The 23,173-nt window shown below is 69.8% G+C and carries 18 protein-coding genes; 15 read left to right on the top strand and 3 right to left on the bottom strand.

What is annotated here, in order from left to right; translation table 11 throughout:
• The first annotated feature begins 408 nt into the window (after nucleotides 1-408).
• The 7 genes from FDO69_RS42720 (at nucleotide 409) to FDO69_RS20245 (ending at nucleotide 6,690) form a co-directional block, all read left to right on the top strand.
• Nucleotides 409-1,632: a hypothetical protein gene (locus tag FDO69_RS42720; RefSeq protein WP_104781262.1), complete on the top strand. Its 1,224-nt coding sequence runs from the start codon at nucleotides 409-411 to the stop codon at nucleotides 1,630-1,632.
• 83 nt (nucleotides 1,633-1,715) lie between these two features.
• Nucleotides 1,716-2,096: a DUF6221 family protein gene (locus FDO69_RS20265; RefSeq protein ID WP_167526645.1), complete on the top strand. Its 381-nt coding sequence runs from the start codon at nucleotides 1,716-1,718 to the stop codon at nucleotides 2,094-2,096.
• The gene (locus FDO69_RS20260; protein ID WP_104781261.1) at nucleotides 2,086-2,331 is read left to right on the top strand and encodes a hypothetical protein; all 246 of its coding nucleotides are present in this window, start codon (nucleotides 2,086-2,088) and stop codon (nucleotides 2,329-2,331) included. The genes FDO69_RS20265 and FDO69_RS20260 overlap by 11 nt, the downstream gene beginning before the upstream one ends.
• A gap of 209 nt (nucleotides 2,332-2,540) precedes the next feature.
• On the top strand, nucleotides 2,541-3,155 hold the full coding sequence (locus FDO69_RS20255) for a hypothetical protein (RefSeq protein WP_104781260.1): 615 nt from the start codon (nucleotides 2,541-2,543) through the stop codon (nucleotides 3,153-3,155).
• Nucleotides 3,156-3,365: 210 nt separating this feature from the next.
• Nucleotides 3,366-3,536, top strand: a complete 171-nt coding sequence (locus tag FDO69_RS41270) for a hypothetical protein (RefSeq protein ID WP_159030630.1) — start codon at nucleotides 3,366-3,368, stop codon at nucleotides 3,534-3,536.
• Nucleotides 3,537-3,625: 89 nt separating this feature from the next.
• Nucleotides 3,626-5,788 carry a recombinase family protein gene (locus tag FDO69_RS20250; RefSeq protein WP_159030629.1) on the top strand — a complete coding sequence of 721 codons (2,163 nt, stop codon included), beginning with the start codon at nucleotides 3,626-3,628 and terminating at the stop codon, nucleotides 5,786-5,788.
• Entirely contained in the window at nucleotides 5,785-6,690 is a 906-nt protein-coding gene (locus FDO69_RS20245; RefSeq protein ID WP_104781258.1) for an ADP-ribosylglycohydrolase family protein, read from the top strand. Before FDO69_RS20250 ends, FDO69_RS20245 begins: the two co-directional genes overlap by 4 nt.
• A 356-nt stretch (nucleotides 6,691-7,046) precedes the next feature.
• Here FDO69_RS20245 and FDO69_RS20240 read toward each other — a convergent pair whose 3' ends face one another.
• Complete coding sequence (locus FDO69_RS20240) at nucleotides 7,047-8,594, bottom strand: MFS transporter (RefSeq protein ID WP_104781257.1); 1,548 nt, start codon at nucleotides 8,592-8,594, stop codon at nucleotides 7,047-7,049.
• A 188-nt stretch (nucleotides 8,595-8,782) separates the two neighbouring features.
• On the opposite strand from FDO69_RS20240, the gene FDO69_RS20230 reads away from it, so the two are divergent.
• The 3 genes from FDO69_RS20230 to FDO69_RS20220 all read left to right on the top strand — a co-directional run bounded on the left by FDO69_RS20230 (nucleotide 8,783) and on the right by FDO69_RS20220 (nucleotide 11,020).
• Nucleotides 8,783-9,403, top strand: a complete 621-nt coding sequence (locus FDO69_RS20230; RefSeq protein WP_104781256.1) for a TetR/AcrR family transcriptional regulator — start codon at nucleotides 8,783-8,785, stop codon at nucleotides 9,401-9,403.
• A 217-nt stretch (nucleotides 9,404-9,620) separates the two neighbouring features.
• Nucleotides 9,621-10,322 carry a ribonuclease HII gene (locus FDO69_RS20225; RefSeq protein WP_104781255.1) on the top strand — a complete coding sequence of 234 codons (702 nt, stop codon included), beginning with the start codon at nucleotides 9,621-9,623 and terminating at the stop codon, nucleotides 10,320-10,322.
• A gap of 68 nt (nucleotides 10,323-10,390) precedes the next feature.
• Entirely contained in the window at nucleotides 10,391-11,020 is a 630-nt protein-coding gene (locus tag FDO69_RS20220) for a hypothetical protein (RefSeq protein WP_104781254.1), read from the top strand.
• Between the two features lie 276 nt (nucleotides 11,021-11,296).
• Here the strand turns inward: FDO69_RS20220 and FDO69_RS20215 are convergent, their stop codons facing one another.
• Together FDO69_RS20215 and FDO69_RS20210 are read right to left on the bottom strand one after the other, a co-directional pair.
• Nucleotides 11,297-11,908: a hypothetical protein gene (locus FDO69_RS20215; RefSeq protein WP_104781253.1), complete on the bottom strand. Its 612-nt coding sequence runs from the start codon at nucleotides 11,906-11,908 to the stop codon at nucleotides 11,297-11,299.
• Nucleotides 11,909-12,221: 313 nt separating this feature from the next.
• On the bottom strand, nucleotides 12,222-14,387 hold the full coding sequence (locus FDO69_RS20210) for a RecQ family ATP-dependent DNA helicase (protein ID WP_104781252.1): 2,166 nt from the start codon (nucleotides 14,385-14,387) through the stop codon (nucleotides 12,222-12,224).
• Between the two features lie 141 nt (nucleotides 14,388-14,528).
• Between FDO69_RS20210 and FDO69_RS20205 the strand changes: the two genes are divergently transcribed.
• From FDO69_RS20205 to FDO69_RS20185, 5 genes are all read left to right on the top strand, one after another.
• Nucleotides 14,529-16,331 (top strand): DUF4192 domain-containing protein, encoded by a 1,803-nt coding sequence (locus FDO69_RS20205; RefSeq protein ID WP_104781251.1) that lies wholly within the window; start codon nucleotides 14,529-14,531, stop codon nucleotides 16,329-16,331.
• A 622-nt stretch (nucleotides 16,332-16,953) separates the two neighbouring features.
• Nucleotides 16,954-18,873 (top strand): glycogen debranching N-terminal domain-containing protein, encoded by a 1,920-nt coding sequence (locus FDO69_RS20200; protein ID WP_104781250.1) that lies wholly within the window; start codon nucleotides 16,954-16,956, stop codon nucleotides 18,871-18,873.
• A 129-nt stretch (nucleotides 18,874-19,002) separates the two neighbouring features.
• Entirely contained in the window at nucleotides 19,003-19,761 is a 759-nt protein-coding gene (locus FDO69_RS20195; protein ID WP_104781249.1) for an NUDIX hydrolase, read from the top strand.
• 141 nt (nucleotides 19,762-19,902) lie between these two features.
• A complete protein-coding gene (locus tag FDO69_RS20190; protein WP_104781248.1) occupies nucleotides 19,903-21,975 on the top strand; it encodes an ABC transporter ATP-binding protein in 2,073 nt (690 codons plus the stop codon).
• A 161-nt stretch (nucleotides 21,976-22,136) separates the two neighbouring features.
• The gene (locus tag FDO69_RS20185; RefSeq protein WP_104781247.1) at nucleotides 22,137-23,024 is read left to right on the top strand and encodes a FadR/GntR family transcriptional regulator; all 888 of its coding nucleotides are present in this window, start codon (nucleotides 22,137-22,139) and stop codon (nucleotides 23,022-23,024) included.
• Nucleotides 23,025-23,173 lie beyond the last annotated feature (149 nt).

Genomic DNA, 23,173 nt, shown 5'->3' with positions numbered 1-23,173 from the left:
CGCTCGGAGGACATCCCCGAGCGGGGCCTCCAGCGGAGTCGTATCGCCTCTGGGCGATGAGATGAATATAGCGGATGCCGAGTCGAATATCCACCTCGCGGAAGATTCATTGGCCTCCTCCATTTCTCCAAGAATCCTGTGTGCGAAGAAATCCTGGAGCGATTCCGAGTGTTGGCCAATGCGCTACACGCGCGCTTATGCTGGCCCGTAGACACGACGAAGCCCCGGCGGGAACCGGGGCTCGTCAGCGGCTTATTTAAAAAGCCGGGTTGGTCCAAGAGGCCATCACCCCTCCGAGACCAGTACTCCGTCCGCCTCTACACATTCGGAGCACCAATGAAAGCTATCGCCGATTCTACCGGCCAGATGCCCTCGGGTCGAATCGCTCCCCAGGAATCTTCGGAGTCCGTGAACTCCGCCCACCTCGTCGAGGTCGCCCAGCGCATGGCCTGTGAGTCGCAGGCCCTCACCGAGGCTGTCATCTCCTGGCAGCTCATCACCCGCCCGTACCTGGACGGCTCCAGGGGCATCGCCCGCTGGTCCGGCCTCTCCGACAAGACGGTCCGGGAGATAGCGGGCCCCGTCGGTGGCCTCTCCGAATTTAAATTCCTCTGGACCAGGACCCGGGGACACGCCTCCGCCACCGTGGAGGAGCGCGAGGAGATGCAGCTCCGCTTCCACTCGAATACGCGCATCGACTACCGCAGTACTTCACCTAAGAACCTCCAGGCCTCTGGCCCCCTGGGGGGTGCCCTGGCCCTGAGGGAGGGAGAGGAGAAGATCATGGAGGGTAATGCGGTAGTCGGTGCGCGTATTGGCGACAGGGCCCGAGAGGTCCTGGTCAACGGCATGAAGACCTTGGCCACCCTGACCGAGATGAACACCCTCACGGGTCCCGGACAGATCCTGACGATGTTGGACCCGGGCCTGGACATCTGGGCCGAGGTTGAAGAGGGCAACGAGGTGAAGACCGCGGTGCCCCCGCTGGGCCGTCGTGCGTGGAGCTTGGCGGTCCTGTGCGGCCTGGAGGACGTCGTGCTGTCGGTCTCGGACATCGAGGCCCTCACCGGCCTGAGCAAGAGGGGCGTTCAGGCCCTCCTGGCGCGCATGGCCAAGGCGGACCCGGTCCTGGTCCGGAAGGTCCGCAAGGGCCGGACGTTCGAGTACGGGATCTACTGGGCCTCGCCCTTCCGCCGGGACGGCGACTGGTGGGACAACTGCTTCGACCGGGACCTGATTCGCAAGGCCCGTGCCGCCAAGGACCGGAAGGTCCAGGAGGCCTCGGCCCGACGGGGCACCCCGGCCGGGTGCATCGCCTACCGCCTCTCTATGGCCAACCCGAAGCGGGCCGAGTACTTGGCGGCCAACCCGCTCCCGGCGGACGCTGACGAGGTCTGGAGGGTCTTCGCGGAGGCCGGTGACGAGATGGCCTTGTACGAGCACCTGCGGGCCCAGGAGGCCGAGGCTGGGCTGATCCCCAACTCCCCGAAGAACTTGGTCGAGTCGAAGGAGGCGTACTCCGCAAGCACCCCTCAGCCCCGGCCGGCTCAGGATTCCTTGGAGGCCGCGGTGGTCTCACAGGAGAAGCTGGCGGAGATGCGGAAGCGCATCATCGCGGGTTCCCTCCGATGATCGGCGTGGAGCGCGATTCTCCACCGTCGGTCCGGGTTGCCGTGGATGATGGCCCCCAGCGCATGCCGACGAGGGGGATGACGATGCGAGACAATTTCGAGGTCAAGGTGGAGTTCCTGGTGGCCCGCCTTCGCGAGGACGAGACGGCCGCCAGTGCACTGAAGCCCGGCAAGAACGTGGACGTGGCACGGTTGCAGGCACGGGTCCTCGCCGACGTCGAGATGAAGCGAAAGCTCCTGGGCTGGATGTACGAGCCCCAGGAGAAGGTGGGGGACTGGGGGAACTCCTTCTGGAGTGGCATCGCCGCCCGCACGGTCACCGAGCAGTGGATGAAGTTGCGTCAGCCGGTGATTGAGGAACTCGTCCTGGCGTACGCCGACCACCCCGACTTCCCGCCCGAGTGGCTGCCGATCGAGGACGAGGTCCCCGTCCGCACCCAGAGCCGCGTCGGCCGTGAGTCCTGATGCCCGCCAAGAGGCCCTCAGGCGGCACGGACTGGTCGAGACCGAGGACGGCTTCGCCCTGACCGCACAGGGCTTCCAGAGGGCCTCCAGGCGGGCTCTGGACCTCCGGAAGCAGGGGGACCTGGAGGCGGCCCGGATACTGGCCTTGCCCTCCGACGATCCGCTCCGCTGGCAGTTCGCCCGGTGCATCCAGATCGAGGCGTTCACCGCCGAGGTGCGTCAGTCAAGAATTTAAATTCCTATCCACTCCGGAATTCCTGGAGCGAATACGCGTCCGGGTAACGGAGCGGTCGCGTCCTGTCACTTCAAACGGCTAACATAATCGAGGCCGCACGCTGAAGGCCCACCTCTGGGGAGAGGTGGGCCTTCGGATTTTAAATATCTCTGGGGAGAGACCGATCAGGTGCTGTAACACCTGAGATGCGAGGTTTGGGGAAACAAACCATGGGCGATCTTAGTCGCATTCGCACAGTAGAGCTAGACGATGAGCTGCACTATTCGCTGTGGGACGCCATCCGAGTCCTGGGGTACGGCACGATCGGTGCGTACGGCAAGGGGTATCGGAAGGTTCCTGCGGAAATGAAGCGGCGCGTCCCGTGGGAGGTTTTCGGCGAGACCGGGCCCCGGGCGCGAACCCTGACCACCGCCGTGACCTTGGACGGCCTGAAGCGCCTGGTGGCGAACTCCCGCCGGGCCGCCGCCATGAACATGGCGATCGAGCTGGGCATGGAGACGGTGCATGTCCCGACGCCTGAGGCGGAAGTCCTCCGGATCGTCATCGCCGCCTTGAAGCCGGTCACAGTCCATGAGGAGTTCCGGGTCGGCGATCACGTCGTGGACGCCTACATTCCCGCACTCCGTCTGGTGGTCGAGCGTGACCGCCTGACCGATCCCAGCCGCGATCGGAATGCCGAATGGTGGCGGCGAACCTTGATCGAGGATCGACTCGGCTGCTCGTACATCGCGTTCGACCCGACGAAGCGGGACTTCAATGTCGGAGTACTCGTGAACGAAATCTTGCACACGGATCTGCCCGAGCAGGCTGAACAGCCCGCCTAATCTCCCCAGGAAATCCTGGAGAGAATCCGAGAAGTCAAACGAAAGTTGTGCTGTCACCCGTTCGGGTGGCAGCATTCCTGTTGTTCGTCAGACGCATTGCCGTGTGCGGCCAGTGGCACTCCACGCGATGACGGGCCTCGTGCAGTTCCATCCAGCGTCGGCAGCCGGCCTATGGCCAAGGAGCGCGACGCGGGCAGGTGAGGAGCACCCATGCAGGACGGCAGCGCGATACGGGCCGAGGAGGCCGGCGAGTGGCTCCGGAGGGTGATGAAGGATGCGCCGGAGCGGCGCAGTGAGCTGATCATCCGCAGTGACGAGGCCATGGATGTCCGTTCGCGCGAACGGCTGAGGGAGATCCTGTTTGGGTCGCTCCCTCAGTAGCGGCCGCCATGCTGGCACCGCTTGAGTGGCCCCGGGATGGCCCGTAAAACACTCCCAGGGGCATGGGGACCAGTCGTGAAGGGGCTGAAATGACCCGTGTTCTCATGGAGGCTGTGGCGAGCGCAGGTCTGCCCGTGAGTACCGATGACCGCGTAAGGCGAGAAGCCCTCTTCCGCGCCCTCGACACTGTGGCTCAGGTGGCTGAGCCCGGACAGCTCCGGGCCGTCGCATACCTCCGGGTGTCCACCGAGGACCAGAGGAAGGGCTTCGGCGTCACGTATACCGGCAAGCGGGTGGTCAAGCACATCGCTCGGAAGGGCTGGGCCTTGGTCGACGTCTTCGCGGACGAAGGCTTCAGCGGCAGCTTGGACCACACCCAGCGCCCTGACGTGAAAGAGCTGATGCGTCAGGCGCGCATGACACCCAGGCCGTTCGATGTCGTGGCGGTGTACGAAGACCGGGCCATCGGCCGCAAGGGCAGGGCTTTCTGGCCCTGGGTGTGGGAGTTGCAGGATCTCGGAGTCTTCACGGCCGTCGTGGTTGGCGACTACGACAACACCACCGAAGAGGGCGAGTCCCGGATGCGCAAGGCCGCAGACCGGGCCGAGGACGAGTTGGTCACCATCCGGAACCGCACCCAGGGCGGCCTTCAGGAGAAGGCCGAATTCATGGGCGACGAAGGCGCCTACCTCGGTGGCAACGTCCCCTTCGGGTACCGGATCAAGAACAAGGGCGTGACGGGCGAAAGCCGCCTTGTCCCAGATGACTGCGAGTGCACCGGCGAATGCACCACCAAGCATGAGACGGACTGCATGCATCTGGCGGTGGCGCGATTCGTCGCCACGCTCTCCTACGACAAGACCGGGGAAGACCTGAACGGGGCCGGATTCCGGCGCAAGAACGGCGACCTCTGGGACTACGGCTCGGTCTGGAACCTGCTGAACTCACAGGTCACTCTGGAAGCGGTGATGGTTCACCGTGGGTCCAAGGACGTCGTCCTGGACAAGGAGGGCAAGCCCCGCTACGGCAAGCCGGTAGAGATCAAGCTGAAGCCGATCCTCACGCCCCGGGAACTGGCGGACCTCGCCGAGGCGAAAGCCAAGCGTCCCCGGCGCCGGACTCCGAAGACATTCGCCTACACCCTGCTCGGCCGCGTCGCGAGCCCATGCGGACGCGTCTACGTCGGAAACGGAAGATCTCGCCAGGGCGACAAGCACGGGCGCAGTCCCTTCAAGGCGATGCGATGCAGCGGCGCATCCGGCTCCATCCCCAAGACCGAGCGCTGTGATTGCCCCGTCATCCGGGCGGAGCCCGTGGAGCGCGAGAGCTGGCGTCTGGTGAAGGAGTTCCTTCAGAACCCGGAGGAGCTTCACCGCCTGGCGGCCGAAGCCCTTCAGGCCAGGCGTGAGGGCGGTGCCGACTTCGACAGTCGGCTGAAGGATCTGAACAAGCACATTGCCGAGCTGGAAGAGTCCATCGACCTGATGTTGATGGCCGCCACCCAGCAGGCGGCGGCGCGGCGCATGAGCCGGGCGGAGGCGGAGAAGTACATCGCCAGAATGACCGCTCAGCCGAACGCGGAGCTGGCGGACCTCCAGAAGCAGCGCATGGATGTCGAACGCTGGAAGGAGGACGCCGAGGACGTGGAGGACAACGCCAAACAGTTGGCGGCACTGGCACGGAAGGCGCGGGTGCGACTCGGCGAGAAGACGCTTGAGGAGCAGGCGGAACTCTTCGACCTGCTGCAAGCCGAAGTCGAGATCGTGGGCGATGTGCCGTCGCGGCCGTTGGGTCGCCCGTGTCAGGCGGGGGCCTTCTTCGTGCAGCGCGGCCTGATGGTGCCGCACCTGACCGATGAGGCGTGGTCGAGGGTTGCGGACATCGTTCCCGTGTTCTCGCCCCGTTTCCCTTCCCGGGACATCCTGGCGGCCTTCCTGGAGAAGGCCCGCACAGGGGTCTCGTGGAAGAAGCTGGACGCCGGAGTGCCGCACACCACGCTGATGAACCACTGGATCCGCTGGGGCGCCGCAGGCGGCCTGGCGGTCGTCATGGAGCGTCTGGCGGGCATGCCGGGGACACCGCCCCCTGACCACGACGCCGTCACGGTCAAGGTCCGCTGCACGATCCTGCCGGAGGTGCTTCTTGCAGGTCAGGGGGCAGACGTTAATGGTGCCCTTACCTCCAGCGACGGTTCGACCGCTGGCGAGACCCCGAGCCGTACGAGATCACCGGATAGAGTGGCAGGGCGATGACCGCTGATTCCTCCCCCGACGCGCGCTTGGACCGCGCCCTGGCCTGCCTGCGCGGACTGTCCGTCGGGGACGCCCTGGGCTCCCAGTACTTCGTGCCGGTGAACTACCCGCTGCTGAAGCGCCGCGAGGTGCCGTCCGGGACATGGCAGTGGACGGACGACACGGAGATGGCCGCCTCGGTCGTCGCCGTCCTGGCTGCCCACCACCGCATCGACCAGGACGCCCTGGCCCTCTCCTTCGCCGAGCACCACGACTTCGACCGAGGGTACGGCCCCGCCGTCAACCGCCTCTTGCGCCTCGTCCGGGAGGGCGGCGACTGGAGGGAACTCGCCGCCGCGCTCTTCAAGGGACAGGGGTCGTGGGGCAACGGCGCCGCGATGCGGATCGCCCCGCTGGGAGCCTGGTACGCCGGCGATCCTGAGCAGGCGACACATCAGGCGGAGATCTCGGCCTACACCACCCATCAGCACCGCGAGGCGGTCGTCGGTGCCATGGCCGTCGCCGCGGCGGCCGCGTTCGCCGCCGCCCCCGACGGACCGCCCGGGGCCGAAGCACTCCTCGACGGGGTCATCGATCTGGTGCCGAAGAGCGCTGTGGGTGCGGGACTCCGCCGGGCCCGGGACATGCTCGACTACGACGACCCGGGCACGGTCGCGGCGGTGCTGGGGTGCGGGCGGCGTACGACCGCCCACGACACCGTGCCCTTCGCTCTCTGGTCGGCCGCGAGAAGCCTCGGCGACTACGAGCGGGCGTTCTGGACGACTGCCCAGGTGGGCGGGGACGTCGACACCACGTGCGCCATCGTCGGCGGCGTGGTCGCCTCGGTGAAGGCGGGGACTCCGCCCGCCGACTGGATCGAGCGGACAGAGCCGCTTCCGGACTGGGTGCCCCTGTCGGTCTGAGGCCAGGACTCTCACCCACCGGAACTCTCCGTGCGTGTCGGGAACTCTCCGTAATCGCTCGCCCGTTGTTCCGATATCCGCTGCGTGGGCCGTCGAGGCGCACATCGGCCGGACCTCAGGGTGAGCGCGAAGGAGGGGGCGTCATGAAGTTGCTGTTCGCGGTTTTGATCCGTTGGTGGTGCGCCATCGCGCCTCGTGCGGGAGGCATGCGGTTGGCTGAGCTGCCGACCTCGCCCTCCGTTGACCGCATGCGAGTCGGGTATCCGCAGTGGATCGTGAACCGGCTCGACGGCCCTCGGCGAGCGCGTTTCGCGCCTGCCGACGGGCCGCCGGGACAGGTTCGCGACGCCCTGGAATCAGCCGAGGCCCGGTCCGGCAGAGCCGGAGAGTGCCTCCAGGTCGCTCTTGCGGACCCGGATCACGAGCCAGGCCGTGACCAGAGCGAGGACGGCCATCGCGGCGGCTGGGATGAAGGCCGTCGAGATGCCCTGCGCCAGTACCTCGTGCCCCCACGGTGCGGGCAGTTGCTGCGTCTTGGCGAACTCCGCCTTCTGTTCCGCGGATCCGTCGGCCATGAACTTCGGAAGCTGCTTCTCCGCCTCGTCCTTGGTCGCCGTGCCGAAGACCGTCGTCAAGATGGAGAGGCCCAGCGATCCGCCCACCTGCTGCGTCGTGTTGAGCAGCCCGGACGCCGCACCCGCCTCGTGCGGGGCGACGCCGGAGACTGCGGTGAGCGTCAGCGTCACGAAGTTCAGCCCCATGCCGAAGCCGAACACCAGCATCGGGCCCAGGACCCCGCCGGCGTACGAGCTGTCGGAGCTGATGAGCGCCTGCCAGGCCAGTCCGGTCATCGCGAGTGCCGAGCCCGCCAGCATGAAGGGCTTGGGGCCCAGCACCGGCAGGAACCGCTGCGACAGGCCCGCGCCGAGTGCGATCACGACCGTCACGGGCAGGAAGGCGAGCCCTGCCTCGATCGGGCTGTACCCGAGCACGTTCTGCACGAACAGAACGATGTAGAAGAACATGCCGAACATCGCCGCTGCCAGGCTCAGCATGATCACGTACGTGCCGGAGCGGTTGCGGTCGGCGAACATCCGCAGCGGGGTGATCGGCTCCTTGGCCCGGGACTCGATGGCCGCGAAGGCCAGCAGCAGCACCACGGCTGCAGCGAAGGACCCGATGGTGAGGCTGTCACGCCACCCCTCGTCCGCCGCGCGGATGAAGCCGTAGACGAGCAACGCCATGCCCGCGGTCGAGGTCACCGCGCCCGCGATGTCGAAGCGGCCGGTGTGTCGCTCGGACTCGCTGATGTACAGGGGAGTGAGCACGGCTATCAGCACGCCGATCGGCACGTTCACGAAGAGCACCCAGCGCCAGTCGAGCCACTCGGTGAGCATGCCGCCCGCGAGCAGGCCGATGGCACCACCGCCGGCGGAGACCGCGGCGAAGACACCGAAGGCCCGGTTGCGCTCCGGGCCCTCGGGGAACGTGGTGGTGATGAGGGCCAGCGAGGTGGGCGAGGCGATCGCGCCGCCCACGCCCTGCAGGACCCGGGCGGCCAGCAACTGCCAGGGCTCCTGGGCCAGCCCGCCGAGCAGCGAGGCGAAGGTGAACAGCAGGATGCCGGTCATGAAGACCCGGCGCCGTCCGAGGATGTCACCGGCGCGGCCGCCGAGAAGCAGCAGGCCGCCGAAAGTGAGTGTGTAGGAGCTGACGACCCAGGTGAGGTCGGTGGTGCTGAACTCGAGCGCTTCTTGAATGTGCGGGAGCGCGATGTTCACAATCGTCGCATCGAGTACCACCATGAGCTGGCAGGCCGCGATGACGGTGAGCGCGATACCGGGGCGTCCCTCCCGGCGTGCGGCGCCTGGCTTGTGATCTTTGAGCAACGGAGAGGTGGTCACTATGGGTCCCCCACGAGTGCTTTAGTGAACGCTGACGTTCACTGACGCGTCAACGGTAGTGAGTCCCCGACAGTGAACGCAAGCGTTCACTTACGACGTCGTCGTTCGGCACGTCCCCCTTGTGTGGCCGTCCGGCGCGTCCTCCATCCCCGAAATGCCCGCTTCCTCTGCTCGTTGGAGAGAGTCAGATGGTTACCCCCAGCAGGGCGGATGCTCCCGCTCGGACGGCCGCTCGCCGCCGAGGCGCGGTGCTCGAACGCGCCATCCTCGAAGCCGCCCTGGATCAGCTCAGCACCGTCGGCTGGAACGGCCTGACGATGGAGGGCGTCGCCGCAGGCGCCCAGACCGGCAAGGCTGCGGTCTACCGGCGTTGGTCGTCCAAGGAGGATCTGGTCGCCGACGCCCTGCGTGCCGGGCTGCCGCAGTTCGATGCGGTCCCGGACGAAGGGGGTGTGCGTGATGACCTCTTGGTGCTGTGCCTGCGAGCCCGTGACGCGATGTTCTCCCGTCCGGGCTCCGCGCTTCGCTCAGTGATTCACGAGTGCGACACAGCACAGGCCGAACGCTTCCATGCCGTGATCTTCCAGGGGGTTGTGGAGCCCACCATGGAGATGTTGCGTGAGGTTGTCGACCGAGGTGTCAAGCGAGGCGAGGTGCGCCCCGAGGCTGTGAACGGTTATGTCTTCGACGCCATGCCGGCGATGATGATGTATCGCTCCAAGATGTGCGGATGTGAATGGCAGGATCGTGAAGTCGAGGAGATGATCGACCAGTTGATGGTTCCGCTGTTGCGTCCGTACGGTTCCTGACGTCCCCGCCGAGCGGTCTGTCGCTTCTGCGGGACGGTGCGACACAGGCGCGTCCAGCGGTGGGCCGTGCTCGCGTCGAACGGTGCGCCTCGGTCGTGTTGAACGGTGCGCCTCCGTCGTGTTGAACGGCGCCCGACGGGGCTCGCGGGCGTGGCGAGCCCGCTGCGGTGGACCGGGGTGTCGCGGATGCTCAAGGGCGGCGTAATCTAGGTGCGCCATGCCGTACGAACCGCCTACTCACACCGTCGAGCGCTCCCTTCGAGCCACGACCGGAGCGAAGATCGTTGCAGGTGTCGACGAGGTGGGGCGCGGCGCGTGGGCCGGTCCCGTCACCGTCTGCGCGGCGATCACCGGACTGCGCCGTCCGCCCGTGGGGCTCACGGACTCCAAGCTGCTCACCATCAAACGACGCACCGCCCTCGCCGAGGAACTGCGGACCTGGGTGACGTCGTACGCACTGGGTCATGCTTCTCCGGAGGAGATAGACGCCCTGGGTATGACGGCCGCGCTGCGCCTCGCGGCGGGGCGTGCGCTGGACGCATTGCCGGTCCGTCCCGACGCGGTCATCCTCGACGGCAAGCACGACTACCTCGGTACCCCCTGGCGGGTCCGTACGGTGATCAAGGGTGATCAGTCCTGCGTGGCAGTCGCGGCGGCCTCGGTGATCGCCAAGGTTCAGCGCGACAAAATGATGGCCGAACTGGGCATCGACCATGCAGACTTCGGTTTTGCGGACAACGCCGGGTATCCATCACCCGTGCACAAGGCCGCACTGGCGGAGCGGGGCCCCACCCCCTACCACCGCTTGTCGTGGGCGTATCTTGATGCGTTGCCCCAGTGGCGGCACCTCAAGAAGGTCCGCAGTTGGGCGGACGGAAGCGTTCCGGAGATCGAGGGTCAGCTCGGCTTCGATTTCTGACGGTTTCGTTCTCGCTCATGCGTCACCCGCCGAAGCGGGCCGTACCAGCGTTTGATAAATATCAACTCATGCCTCTCATTCCCGAGGAGCCTCAGATTCACGAGAGTGCCCAGGGTCCCCGCGCCACTCCGGCCAGCGGCCGAATCGCGCCGACCCCCCGTCCCGTACCAGGCCCCCGTCCCGCGGCCCCGTCGCGTCCCGGTCGCCCCGGCCCTCTCCGGCCGGCGCCGCCGGTGCAACGTACGCCGCGCGATGTGGCCGCCAAGCCCGCTCCGTCGGGCCCTGCCGCCGGTGCCGCCGCTCCGGTCACCCCGCAGATCCAGCTGATCCCGGCTTCCGTGGAGGGGGCGCTCGACGCCGCCGAGGAGGCCGTGGACCTGCTGCTGGACTCCGGTCGTGCCCCCGGTGACATCCTGGTGATCACGACCGGGGAGCAGCACCCGTGGGCCGCCCACGAGCTGTCCTTCGGTGAAACCTCCTACTGGGCCCAGCATGACGCGGGCGACGACGTCTTCTACACGGACGCCACCATCGCGGAACGCGCCGCGTCGCGTCCGGTGGTCGTGGTCGCCGCCAACGGTGGTCCTGAGGATGCGGCCGTGACCGCGCTGTCCCTGGCCCACTCCCGGGCCGGCGCCCTGCTGATCGTCTGTGGCGACCCGCAGCGGATCAACTCGGTGCTGGGCGCGGGCGTCTGAGCCGGTGCTGTAGCACCCGGTAGGGCGCTGGGACGACTCAGGGCGCCGCTCCAGCGGCGCCGCACGGCGGGCGGTTCACCCTGCCCGGTGGGTGCGAGACCGTGACTGTGTGACGGCCTCGCCTGGTCCGAAGAGCGCCCCTGCGGCTGTGGCGGACGACCGTGCGTGCGGCTCGGGCAGAGCAGGTTCAGAGTGCTCTTTCCTGCTGCCCGTCGTCCCGATCGCGGTGTGCCGGGCGGCAAGGTGCCGGGACCGGGCGGAGCGGTCCGCCGGGACTCAGCGTGCCGCCGCGGCGCGGCGCAGTACCTCGGAGGCGCCACCGGTGCGCGGTATGGGCGGCGGTGCCTCCGACGTGGCGAACGGCTCCGGTGCCGAGGCCGAGTGTGGGCGGCGTCCACCGCGGCCCTCGCCCAGGACCTGCCAGCCGTCACGGGTCAGCGTGATGTACGCCCCGCAGCGCAGTCCGTGCAGGGTGCACGCGTCGCGCAGCCCCCACATCCACGCGCCGTCCTCCTCCGTCCAACGCGCGTCGCCCTCACGGCAGTAGAGCAGCACCGCGGTGCGTACCGGTGTCCGGCGACGCAGATCGTGCGGGATGACCCGACGCAGTTGCGCGAGCAGCGCGTTGCGGAACATCCAGCCGTCGGCCGGAGCCGAACGGCGCACGAACGAGGCGCTCGCCAGCAGCCGCTCGTCCGGGTCGAGCACGGCGACGACAGCGGTCGCCGGCTGCGGGTGGTGCCGGGCGTGCAGTCCGCTGACGATCTCGCGGGGGTTGCGCAGGAGTGGGATCCCGGCGGCGGCCCATTCCGCGGGTTCGAGCAGGCGGTTGGCGGAAGCGACGGACGTCGACGCCGCTGCCGAGGCCGGAGCGAATCCGAAGGTCACGGTCCTCCCTTCGGCTACGCGCCCACACTGCGGGCGAGGTCGGATTCTGGGAGCGCGCACCGCGGCAAAGCCCTAACCGGAGCGGCGGGCGAGCCGTGCGGGAGCGGACCTCAATTCTTCCTGTCGAACTTGAATGCGGCAACGAGCAATTGAGGCAGCCGACCGTTATCAGATGATGCGCGGCTAATATCCCCGCGGAGCGTGTCGCCGGACCGCCCATGGGGCGTTCGAGCACGACACGTTCGTACGTCATGGAGGTGGGCGGCGTCCAGAGGTGTGCGCCGGGACAACCGCCCCGAACCCGGGCATGCTGTCAGCCCTGCACGGCCAGTACCAGCGGCAACACCCCCTGCGCGCCGGAGCGTCGGAGCATGCGGGCCGCGACCGCGAGGGTCCAGCCGGTCTCCGTGTAGTCGTCCACGAGGAGCACCGGGCCCTGGGCCGCCGTGAGAGCGGACGCGAGGGCGGGCGGCACGGCCAACGCTCCATCGAGTGCCTTCAGCCTCTGGGCGCTGTTGCTCCGGGAGCCCGGGTAGGCGTCGCCGGTGTACTCGACGGTGCCCAGCAGCGGCAGCCGGCCGATCTCCGCGATGTGCGCCGCCAGGGAACCGATCAACTGCGGTCGCGTATGCGAGGCGACGGTGACGACGCCGGCCGGGCGCGACCGTCCCTCCGGTGCGCCCGGGGCCCAGCCGCCGGGGCCCTTGGCCCAGTCGGCCAGTACGTCCACCACCGCCCTGGCCACGTCGTCGGGCACGGGCAGGTCGGGGGCCTGGGGTGCGAGCATGGGCCGCAGTCGGTTGCCCCAGCCGATGTCCGAGAGGCGTCCCAGCGCGCGTCCTGGCGCGGCCTGTTCGCCGGCGGGGATGCGTCCCTTGAGCTCCACTCCGATCGCCGGCAGCCCGGTGGGCCACATTCGCCGGGGTTCCACTTCGACACCTGCCCGGCCCAGATCCACGCGCGCGGCGTCGAGCGCCTCCTCGGACGTGTCGGCGGTGAAGCGAGGGCCGGCGCAGTTGTCGCAGCGACCGCACGGCTTGGCCGCCTCGTCGTCGAGCTGGCGCTGCAGGAACTCCATGCGGCACTCCGCTGTCGACGTGTACGCGCGCATGGCCTGCTGCTCGGCCTCGCGCTGACGCGCCACCCAGGCGTACCGCTCGGTGTCGTAGGCCCACGGTTGCCCGGTCGCGATCCAGCCGCCCTTGACGCGCTTGACCGCACCGTCCACGTCGAGAACTTTGAGCATGGTCTCGAGACGGGAGCGGCGCAGCTCCACCAAGGGCTCCAGGGCCGGCAACGACAGGGGCTTCTCCGCGTTCGCGAGGAGGTCGAGCGTGCGGCGCACCAGGTCTTCCGGGGGGAAGGCGAGCGACGCGAAGTACTTCCAGATCGCTTCGTCCTCCTTGCCCGGGAGCAGGAGCACCTCGGCATGCTGCACGCCGCGTCCCGCACGGCCCACCTGCTGGTAGTAGGCGATGGGGGAGGAGGGGGAGCCCAGGTGCACCACGAAGCCCAGGTCGGGCTTGTCGAAGCCCATACCGAGCGCCGAGGTGGCGACCAGCGCCTTCACCTTGTTGCCGAGGAGATCCTCCTCGGCCTGCTGACGATCGGCGTTCTCCGTCTTGCCTGTGTACGACGAGACCGTGTGGCCGCGCTGCCGGAGGAAGGCGGTGACCTCTTCGGCGGCTGCCACGGTGAGGGTGTAGATGATTCCGGACCCGGGCAGCTCGTCGAGGTGCTCGGCGAGCCAGGCCATCCGGTGCGCGGAGTCCGGCAGGCGCAGCACGCTCAGGCTCAGGCTGTCCCGGTCCAGCGGGCCCCTCAGGACGAGGGCGTCCGAGCTGCCGCCGGTGCCGAGTTGTTCAGCCACGTCGGCGGTTACGCGCGCATTGGCCGTGGCGGTGGTCGCGAGCACCGGCACACCGGGTGGGAGATCGGCGAGCATGGTGCGCAGCCTGCGGTAGTCCGGGCGGAAGTCGTGACCCCAGTCGGAGACGCAGTGGGCCTCGTCCACCACCAGGAGCCCGGTGGCGGCGGCGAGCCGGGGAAGCACCTGGTCACGGAAGTCAGGGTTGTTGAGCCGTTCGGGACTCACCAGCAGGACGTCCACCTCGCCCGCGGAGATCTCGTCCTGAACGGCATCCCACTCCTCGGTGTTGGAGGAGTTGATCGTCCGGGCGTGGATGCCGGCCCGAGCCGCCGCCTCGACCTGGTTTCGCATGAGCGCGAGCAGGGGGGACACGATCACGGTGGGACCGCTGCCCCGCGCCCGCAGCAGCGAGGTCGCCACGAAGTACACCGCGGACTTGCCCCAGCCTGTGCGCTGGACGACAAGGGCACGGCGTCTGTCGGCGACCAGCGCCTCGATCGCCAGCCACTGATCCTCGCGCAGCCGGGCCTTTCCCGAGACGTCCCCGACGAGACGGGTGAGGACGGCGTCGGCGGCCGCCCGAAGTTCCGCGTTGCTCGTGTGCTCCATGCGTTCCATACAACAGGACGTCACTGACATCCGGGGCCGCGCACCGAGACCTGTGGACACAACGGCTGAGGATGACGCGTCCCTGATCAGACTTATCCACAGGCTCAAGCGGAGGTTCGGGTTCCGCGAGATCGTCGTCGCATGACGAACCACGGCGAAACGACCGGATCCCCCGAGAACGGTGACATCACCGGGCCCGAGACACAGAGCGGGCACAAGAACAGCAAGCAGGAGAAGAAGGGGAAGGACCCGTCCGGGCTGCACACCACCAGCCCGCCCTACGCCAGTCACGGAGGCGAGCACCAGGTCACCCTGCGCACGCCGGCCGAGCTGGCCGACGCCCTGCCGTACCTGCTCGGATACCGTCCCGAGGACAGCATCGTCCTGGTCGCGCTCCACGACAGCAACGGACGCGGGCGGTTCGGAGGCCGCGCCCGGCTCGGTATCCCCGCGAGCGCGGACGACTGGCCGTCGGCAGCCCGGCAGCTGTCCCACGGCCTCGTGACGGGCAGCGAGCGCCGAGGGGCCCGGCCCGAGTCGATGGTCGCCTTCCTGTGCCAGGAACCGGAGAAGGGACAGACGGGCCGGCAGGTGATGGAGCGGCTGCGGCCCCTGGCTCAGAGGCTGCGCGTCGAGTGCGGATCCCTGGACGTGGTGGTCGTCGAGGCACTGTGCATCTCCGAGGGCCGCTACTGGTCGTACTGCTGTGACAACGAGGCATGTTGCTCCTCCGAAGGAGCCCCCATGGGCCTCCCCGGCACCTCCGTGCTGGCCGCGGCCGCCACCTACGCCGGCATTCAGGTCCGCGGCACGCTGCGACAGCTCCGGGCCCGGTTGCTGCCCTGGGAGAACGCCGCGGCCCTGGAGCAGGAGGCAGCCCTGGACACCGCCAGCATGGCGCTGGTGCCGAAAATCCTGGACGACGCGGGCCGCGCCGCCGTGGCCGACGACACGCTGGAACTGGCCGGAAGGGTCCTGCACCGTTTCGCCGAGGCACAGCCGGTTTCCGGGATGCTCGTGGCGGATCTTCGCGACGACGAACTGCTCGGCTACGACGAGGCCGCCCGGCTGATCCTCGGCCTCCAGGACCGAGCCACCCGCGACCGCGCGGCCGCGTGGATGGAAGGCGACGAAGCCGCGCGCGCCCTTCGCCTCTGGCGGACCCTGGCCCGCCGCTGTGTCGGGCCCTACGGTGAACACGCCGCCGCGCCGCTCACCCTCGCCGGCTGGGTCGCCTGGTCCGCCGGCGACGAACTGGAGGCCCGCGAAGCCCTCGCCATGGCCTTGGGTGCCGATCCCGACTACCTCTTCGCCCGCCTCCTGCACCAGGCCTGCAACGAAGGCCTCGACCCTGAGTCGATCCGCAGGTGCCTTCGGGCGGAGCGGGAAGACCGTGGGCGGGCGGCCTCCGCCCTGGAAACGCGGGCGGACAATCCCGAGTCCGCCGGACGCGACACCATCGCGGCGACCGAGATCGAGCCCCACGGCACACCCTCACAAGCAGCGGCGCCCCGGCTCGGACCATCCGGCACCTCCTCACCGACAACGATGCCGCCCGAGTCCGAGCCGCACGGAAAGCCCTCTCAACCGGCGGCGCCGTCCCGCCGTCGCCGCCGCACGCGTCCGCCCGGCCCCACAGGCGCAGCATCCGGCGATACCCGCGCGGACGACGGCGACGGCGGAGCCCGCACTCCAGGCCGACGCACACCGGCGGGCACCACACGCCCGGCTGGCACCCCACGTTCTGCGGCCGCCACACGTTCCGCGGGCGCTACCGAATCCGGTGCTCGCCCAGGCCGTGCGACGACGGCCGGTACCGCGCGGCCCGGCGGTGTGCGAGCAGGCAACTCGCGTGCGCGTGCGCCGAAGAAGGCAGAAACGCCCAGCCGGGGGAGGGGCGAGGAAGACCTGCAGCCCGGCCAGGGCTTGAGCGGTGAGGAGTGAGCTCATGGCGGGCGGCCTCAAGGCGGAGGTGGCCGGACCGGGGCGTGACCCGGAGGACGCTCGCAGCGTTCACCTGAGTGGCGGAACGGCCGGACGGGCCGTGAGGCCGCACTGCCCCTGCTCCGTCGGAGCCCTCCGGCACCCGCGCCGAACCCGATCTTGGCGCACCGAGCGCAGAGGAAGCCGTCCCATGCACCAGCCGACTCCGCCCGCCGCCGACGGCCGCCGCCGCAATCAGGGTGGCCCCCCACTCCCCCTCGGGTCGGGCCTCGGCCCGCCCGGGGCCCGGGTACCGCGAGTGGGGGACCAGGTTGTCCCTCCCCGACCGTCCGCACGTGCCGACGGCTACGGGCCGAGGTTCCCCGGCAGCGTGTCCTACCCCTCTGCACCTCCCAGCGCCGACTCCCGTCCGTCCTCGTCGTCGGGCCCGGGTCGTTCGTCTCCACGGTGGGCGGGCCAGAGCCGTCGCCCTGGCACGGGTCCGGGAGGTGGCCCAGCCTCGTCGCCCTTCGCTCAAGGGCGGACACCCTCACCCTCGGGGTACGCGTCCGCACCCCCGCCCCGGGGTGCCACGATCCCCGGACTGCGCTGGTCCGCCGATCTGCCCCCCGCCCACGCCGCGATGATCTGTGTCGCCCTTCCCGGCCTGGCCATCTCAACCGAGGAAGGGCAGCTGACCGGCCGGGGACTGGAGGGCTTCTACCGTGCCGGCCGTCGTGTGCTCTCCCGGTGCGAGATCCGTGTCGCCGGACGAGAACCGCTCGCGGTACAGGCCCGCATGGCCTCGGCCGACCGCGCCCGGTTCGTGGGCACGCTCCGCACGTCACCGCAGACGGGCCCGGACCCTGACGTGATCGTGGAACGGAACCGCTTCGCCGACGGTACAGAGCGGATCACCCTGCACAGCGCGGCTCCGCGCACCCTGCGGCTGCCGGTCGAGATCACCCTGGGCACCGACCTGGCCGACCTCGGCGCGATCGCCTCCGGCAGCGCGGGACCCCAACTCTCCGCGAGTGTCCACGGCTCGGGCCTGCGCTGGTCCTGCGCCACCGGCAACGCCTCCGTGACGGCCGAACCACCTCCCTCGGACGCCCTGGCCTCGGCCGGGCTGCTGCGGTGGGAGCTGGACCTGCCACCGGGTGGCAGCAGAACCGTCGAACTGCGGGTGCGGCCGGACGGCGCGGGGCCCCTCCGAGCCGTGGGACGAGCGGCGACCAGCCCGCTGGCCGCCGCCTGTGCGGAGGGCGATGACCCGAGGGTTCCCGCCCTCCTGCGGACAAGCATCGAGGACCTCCAGGCTCTCCTCATGCGTGACTCCGCGCACCCCGCCGACACCCACCTCGCGGCCGGCGCGCCCTGGCGCTGCGGTTTGGCTCCCGCCGACGCGCTGGCCGCCGCCCGGATGGTGCTGCCGCTGGGCACCGGCCTTGCCGCGGGAACGCTGCGGATCCTCGCGCGGACCCAACTCACCGGCCCCGGACCGCAGTCCGGAATGATCCCCGGCCCCAGACGGGACGCCGGGCCGCACCTTCCGCCGCAGTGCACCGCCACAGAGGCCACGCTGCTCTTCCCCGCCCTGCTGGCAGAGGCCCGCCGCTGGGGCCTCCCCGACCAGGAAACGGAAGCGCTGCTGCCCGCCGCCGAGCGCTGCCTGACCTGGCTGCGAGACACCGTGGGCGACGGCACCTACCTGCGCGACCCGAACCCGGACGGGCCCGTCCGCTGCGAGACACAGGCCCAAGCCCACCGTGCCGCGCTGCTCGGAGCCGACCTGCTCGACGCCTGTGGCCGGACGGGGGCCGCGGCGCTCCGGCAGTGGGCGCAGACCCTGCGGACCGACTTCCGGGAGCACTTCTGGGTCGAGGACCGGGGAGGCGGCCGCCCCGCGGCGGCACGTGCGCCGGACGGCAGTCCGGTGCCGCACCTGGGCGCCGCTGCCGTGCACCTCCTCGACACGGGCCTGCTGGGCGGAGGCGAGCTGGCGCCAGGCCTGCTCGACAAGGTCCGCACCGAGCACCTCGCCCGGCTGCTCGGCAGCCCCGTCATGGACTCGGGCTGGGGCCTGCGCGGACTGGGCTCGAAGGAAGCGGGATTCAATCCTTTCGGCCACCGCGCAGGAGCCGTACGGACCCAGGAGACAGCCCTCGCCGCCGCGGGACTCGCCGCCGCGGGCTATGAGAAGGAGGCCAGCTCACTGGTGCGCGGCGTGCTCGCGGCCGCCGAGACCTTTGCCTACCGGCTGCCCGAGATGTACGCGGGGGAGCAACGCACGGAAGGAAGCGCTCCACTCCCACACCCGGCAGCCTGCCGCCCTGCGGCCACAGCGGCGGCTGCCGGAGTCATGCTGCTGACCACCCTCGCCGGCATCCGCCCCGATGCGCCGGCAGGCACGGTCACCCTGCGCCCCGTGCGTAGCGCACCCCTCGGGGAAATCGGTTTCACGGGACTGCGCGTGGCGGGTGCCCGGTTCTCCGTGCGGGTCGGCCGGCTGGGACTGGCCATGGTCGAGGAGGCGGCCGACGGACTGCAGCTGGGGGTGTGACGTGCAGTGATGTGCCATTTCACGACCAGGTGGAGGCAGCTGAGTCCCTAAGCGGACCGAAGTGGATCACTAGGGGGACGGACCGGCGAAGGAGGTGTTTATCGTCAGGCAGACGACTATGATCGCCGCATGCCCTACGACCCGTCAGCGTTCCCGCCCTTCGCCGTCACCGTGGACCTGGTCGTGCTGACCGTGCGCCGCCATGCGCTGTGTGCGCTGGCGGTGCGCAGGGGCGAACCGCCGTTCCAGGGGCGCTGGGCGCTGCCCGGCGGCTTCGTACGGGCCGACGAAGACCTGGCGCAGGCCGCGGCGCGCGAGCTGGCCGAGGAGACGGGACTGCGCGTCCACGACCCTGCCGTCCCGGCTCAGGACAACGGCGCACACCTGGAGCAGCTCGCCACCTACGGAGACCCCAAACGGGACCCCAGGATGCGGGTCGTCAGCGTCGCCCACCTCGCCCTCGCTCCCGATCTGCCCCCGCCCAGGGCAGGCGGAGACGCCAGCAACGCGCGCTGGGCCCCGGTCGAGGAACTGTTGCAGCAGGGCGGTTATGGGCGTGAGGCCGAGCCGGTCGCGCCGCTCGCCTTCGACCATGCGCAGATCCTGGCGGACGGAGTGGAACGCGCCCGCTCCAAGATCGAGTACTCATCACTGGCCACCGCCTTCTGCCCACCCGAGTTCACCGTCGGGGAACTGCGCCGTGTCTACGAGGCGGTGTGGGGTGTGGCGCTCGACCCGCGCAACTTCCACCGCAAGGTCACGGGCACGCCCGGCTTCCTGGTCCCCACCGGTGGGACGACGACCCGACAGGGGGGACGCCCTGCCCAGCTCTTCCGCGCCGGTGGCGCGACGCTGCTCAACCCCCCGATGCTGCGTCCCGAGGTGTGAGTGGTCGGCCGGGTGCGGGCGGCGGCCTGGCAGGAACCGAACCCGGCCGTAGCCCGGTCGCGGGTGCCGGTCCCCGAGGCGGACCTCGGTAAGGACCCAGGGTGCCCGAAAAACCGGACATAGCGCGCTATCTTGCTGTGAGTGATCCAGGCCTTCGGACTGACCAGCAACCCCCGCAAAGAGCTTCCGCCCGCAGCCGACGACGTCTCGTTCGAGGCGCGGGCGGGCCGCATCACCACGCTGCTCGGAGCACCGGGTGCCGGCAAGACGACGGTTCTCAGACTGATGCTCGAACTCCAACAGGGTCGCGGCATCACCCACTTCCGGGGCCGTCCGCTGCACCGCATCGCCCACCCCTCGCGCGAGGTCGGCGTGTTGCTCGGCGACGTGCCCGGGCATCCCACCCGCACGGTCCGAGGGCATCTGCGCATGCTGTGCGCGGCCGCGGGGGTGTCGGTTCGGCGTGCCGACGAAGTGCTCGAGGCGGTCGGGCTCGTGAGCCTGCGCGAGGAGCGCCTCGGCACCCTCTCCCGCGGCATGGACCGGCGCCTCGGCCTGGCCTGCGTCCTCCTGGCCGACCCGCACTCCCTCGTCCTCGACGACCCGGCCGGCGGACTCTCCACCCGTGAGAGCGCTTGGCTGCACGGCATGTTGCGCGCCCATGCCGCCCGGGGCGGCACGGTCCTGTTCACCACCGCCGACCCCAAGGAAGCAGCGCGCACCGCCGATCGTGTCGTCACCCTGGAACGAGGCAGGCTCGTGGCCGACCAGGAGGCCGCAGAGTTCGCGCGTACGCGCCTCCGTCCCCGTGTCGCGGTGCGAAGTCCGCACGCGGCCCGTCTGGCAGTTCTCCTGACCAAGCAGGCCCGCACCTCGCAGCGCTCCGTCGAAGTCGTCCGAGAAGGCGGCAACCGCCTTTCGGTGTACGGCGGTGCCTGCGCGGACATCGGCGAGATCGCGTTTCGTCACGGCATCGTCGTTCATCAACTCGCCGACGAGATCGGAGACATGGGAGCCGGCGCGGGTCTCGCTCACACCGGGCCCCGCGACCCGATCCTGGCCGAACCGGCGCGCGTCACGGACGCGCACGGGACGGCCCCTACGTCCACTGCCGAAGAGTCGCCGTCTACTGGCCCGTCGAGGCCCTTCGCGCCGGACGCCCCGGCTCCCGCAACCGAGCCCCGCCGCGTGCTCGAGCAGGGATCCCTCTCCACCACAAGGGAACAGGTCGCCGGTGAGCCGTCCTTGTGCTTCGGGCAATCGCAACTGGCCGACGGCGAGCCGCACGAACTCTTGGATCTCTCCCCGGCCGGCCGATCAGCCGACGGTTCTCTGACGGCGACCGCGTCCTCTCGGCCACGGGCGCCACACCCGGCCGGAGTCCTGACCGCTCGCACACTCGACGCGCTGCCTCCTCTGCCGCCCCCCATCTCCGTCCGTCCCGCCCCCAGCCCGCTCCGCCCGCTCCGCTACGAGATCCGCCGTGCCACCGGGATCGGCACCGGGTTCCTGACCGCGGCCGTCGTACTTGCCGTGTCCGCCGTGACCGCCGTAGTGCTCGCACGCATCGGGCACACCCCACAGCCGCGCCTGCTGGCCGCCTGGCCGCAGGAGCTGCCTCTGCCGCCTGCGGCGCTCGGCGCGGGACTGCTCGGCGCGCTGGCCTTCGGTGACGAGTTCCGTCACCCCGCCCTGGCCGCGGACCGCGGCACCGTGCCCCGCCGGCTGGGGCTCCTGGCCGCCAAACTGCTCGTCTCCTCGACCGCGGCGCTGGTGCTGGCCCTCCTCACCGTCGGATGCGACGCCGAAGTGCTCTATCTCGTCTACGGACGGGAGCTCGCACAGCTTCCCGCCGACTGGGTCCCGCTGATGACGAGTTGGATCGGGCTCGTGGTCGGTTGCGCCTGGGCCGGCGTGCTTGCCGCAGGTGTCTTCCGGTCCACCACGGCCGGACTCGCCGCCGTGGCCGCCGTCCCCCTCCTCGTCGTACCCGTCGTGCACAGGCTCGTGAACGGTTCGTCTGTGCGAACCGCGGCCGGACTCCCCATGCGGCTGCGAGAGACGCTCCTGCCGCGGTGGCCCTTCGGGGGAGAGCGCTACCTGGAGGCCGCGCTCAAGGTGATGTCCCAACCCGTGGGTGGTGCACTGACGTTGTCGCTGACCGCGCTGCTCTGCGCGTATCTGCTCACCGCACTGCGCAGCAGATTCCGGTGACGACTGTCCGTAACCCTGAGTCCGGCCATGCGCACAACTCCCCGCAGAACGCCCATTTCTTTACGATAAGGCGTCAATTGCGACGGGGTGAGCGATCACCCTTTCGTGTGCTTTTCACCAAAGACCTCAAGGGAGTTGGAGACGGCGCCGACAAATGATGCGTGAGTACCCTTGCGCACACCATGATGACCGCCGCCCGCTCCGCTGACTCCGGCCTCGCGAGCCCGGGCGAACTCGACCGCTACCCGTACGCCGAGGCGCCCGCCGTCGACCGCGTCGGGATCCCTGCCTGGGACGGCGGAGACTCTGAGCTGGGCCGTGTGGGCCGTCGCGCCGCGGGCAGCCGCGGGCGCGGGCTGCACGGCCAACTCGTTCAACAGCTGGGTCAGATGATCGTCTCCGGCGACCTGGGCGCCGACCGGCCGCTGGTGCCCGAGGAGATCGGTCAGCGATTCGAGGTCTCCCGCACCGTCGTCCGCGAGTCGCTCCGCGTCCTGGAGGCCAAGGGTCTGGTGAGCGCCCGTCCGAACGTCGGCACGCGCGTGCGCCCCGTCAGCGACTGGAACCTCCTCGATCCGGACATCATCGAGTGGCGGGCCTTCGGGCCCCAGCGCGACGACCAGCGCCGCGAGCTGAGCGAGCTGCGGTGGACGATCGAGCCGCTCGCCGCCCGCCTCGCCGCGGGGCACGGTCGCGAGGACGTCCAGCAGCGCCTCGCGGACATGGTTGAGATCATGGGGCACGCGATGGCTCAGGGCGACGCGCTCACGTTCTCCCGCGCCGACTCCGAGTTCCACTCCCTGCTCATCCAGGTGGCGGGCAACCGCATGCTGGAGCACCTGTCCGGCATCGTGTCCTCGGCCCTGCAGGTCTCCGGCGGTCCGGTCACGGGCTGTGACCGGCCGAACGAGGCCTCCCTGGCGCACCACGGCCGCATCCGTGACGCTCTCGCCGCCGGTGACGGAGCGGCGGCCGAGGCGGCCATGCGTCAACTCCTCACGGTCCACCCCGAGGTGGAACGGGTGGTGCCCGCCCCGCGCGAGCACTGACCGCGTTCCGCGGGCGGCGCGGCCGGGTGTGCCACCCCCCTCCTGTGGCAGTGCCTGATCGGTGATCCGCCTCCCGTCGGACCCCGTGGGATCCTTGTGATCCTGCGGGGTCCGACGGCGCGAAAGGGGTCGTTATCCCGTGGCGCGGT

Origin of the sequence: Streptomyces tibetensis (genome assembly GCF_007655005.1) — a bacterium.
Classification (GTDB): Bacteria; Actinomycetota; Actinomycetes; order Streptomycetales; family Streptomycetaceae; genus Streptomyces; species Streptomyces tibetensis.
Note: the sequence above shows the minus strand (reverse complement) of the source record. Positions and strands in the feature narration are given on the sequence as shown.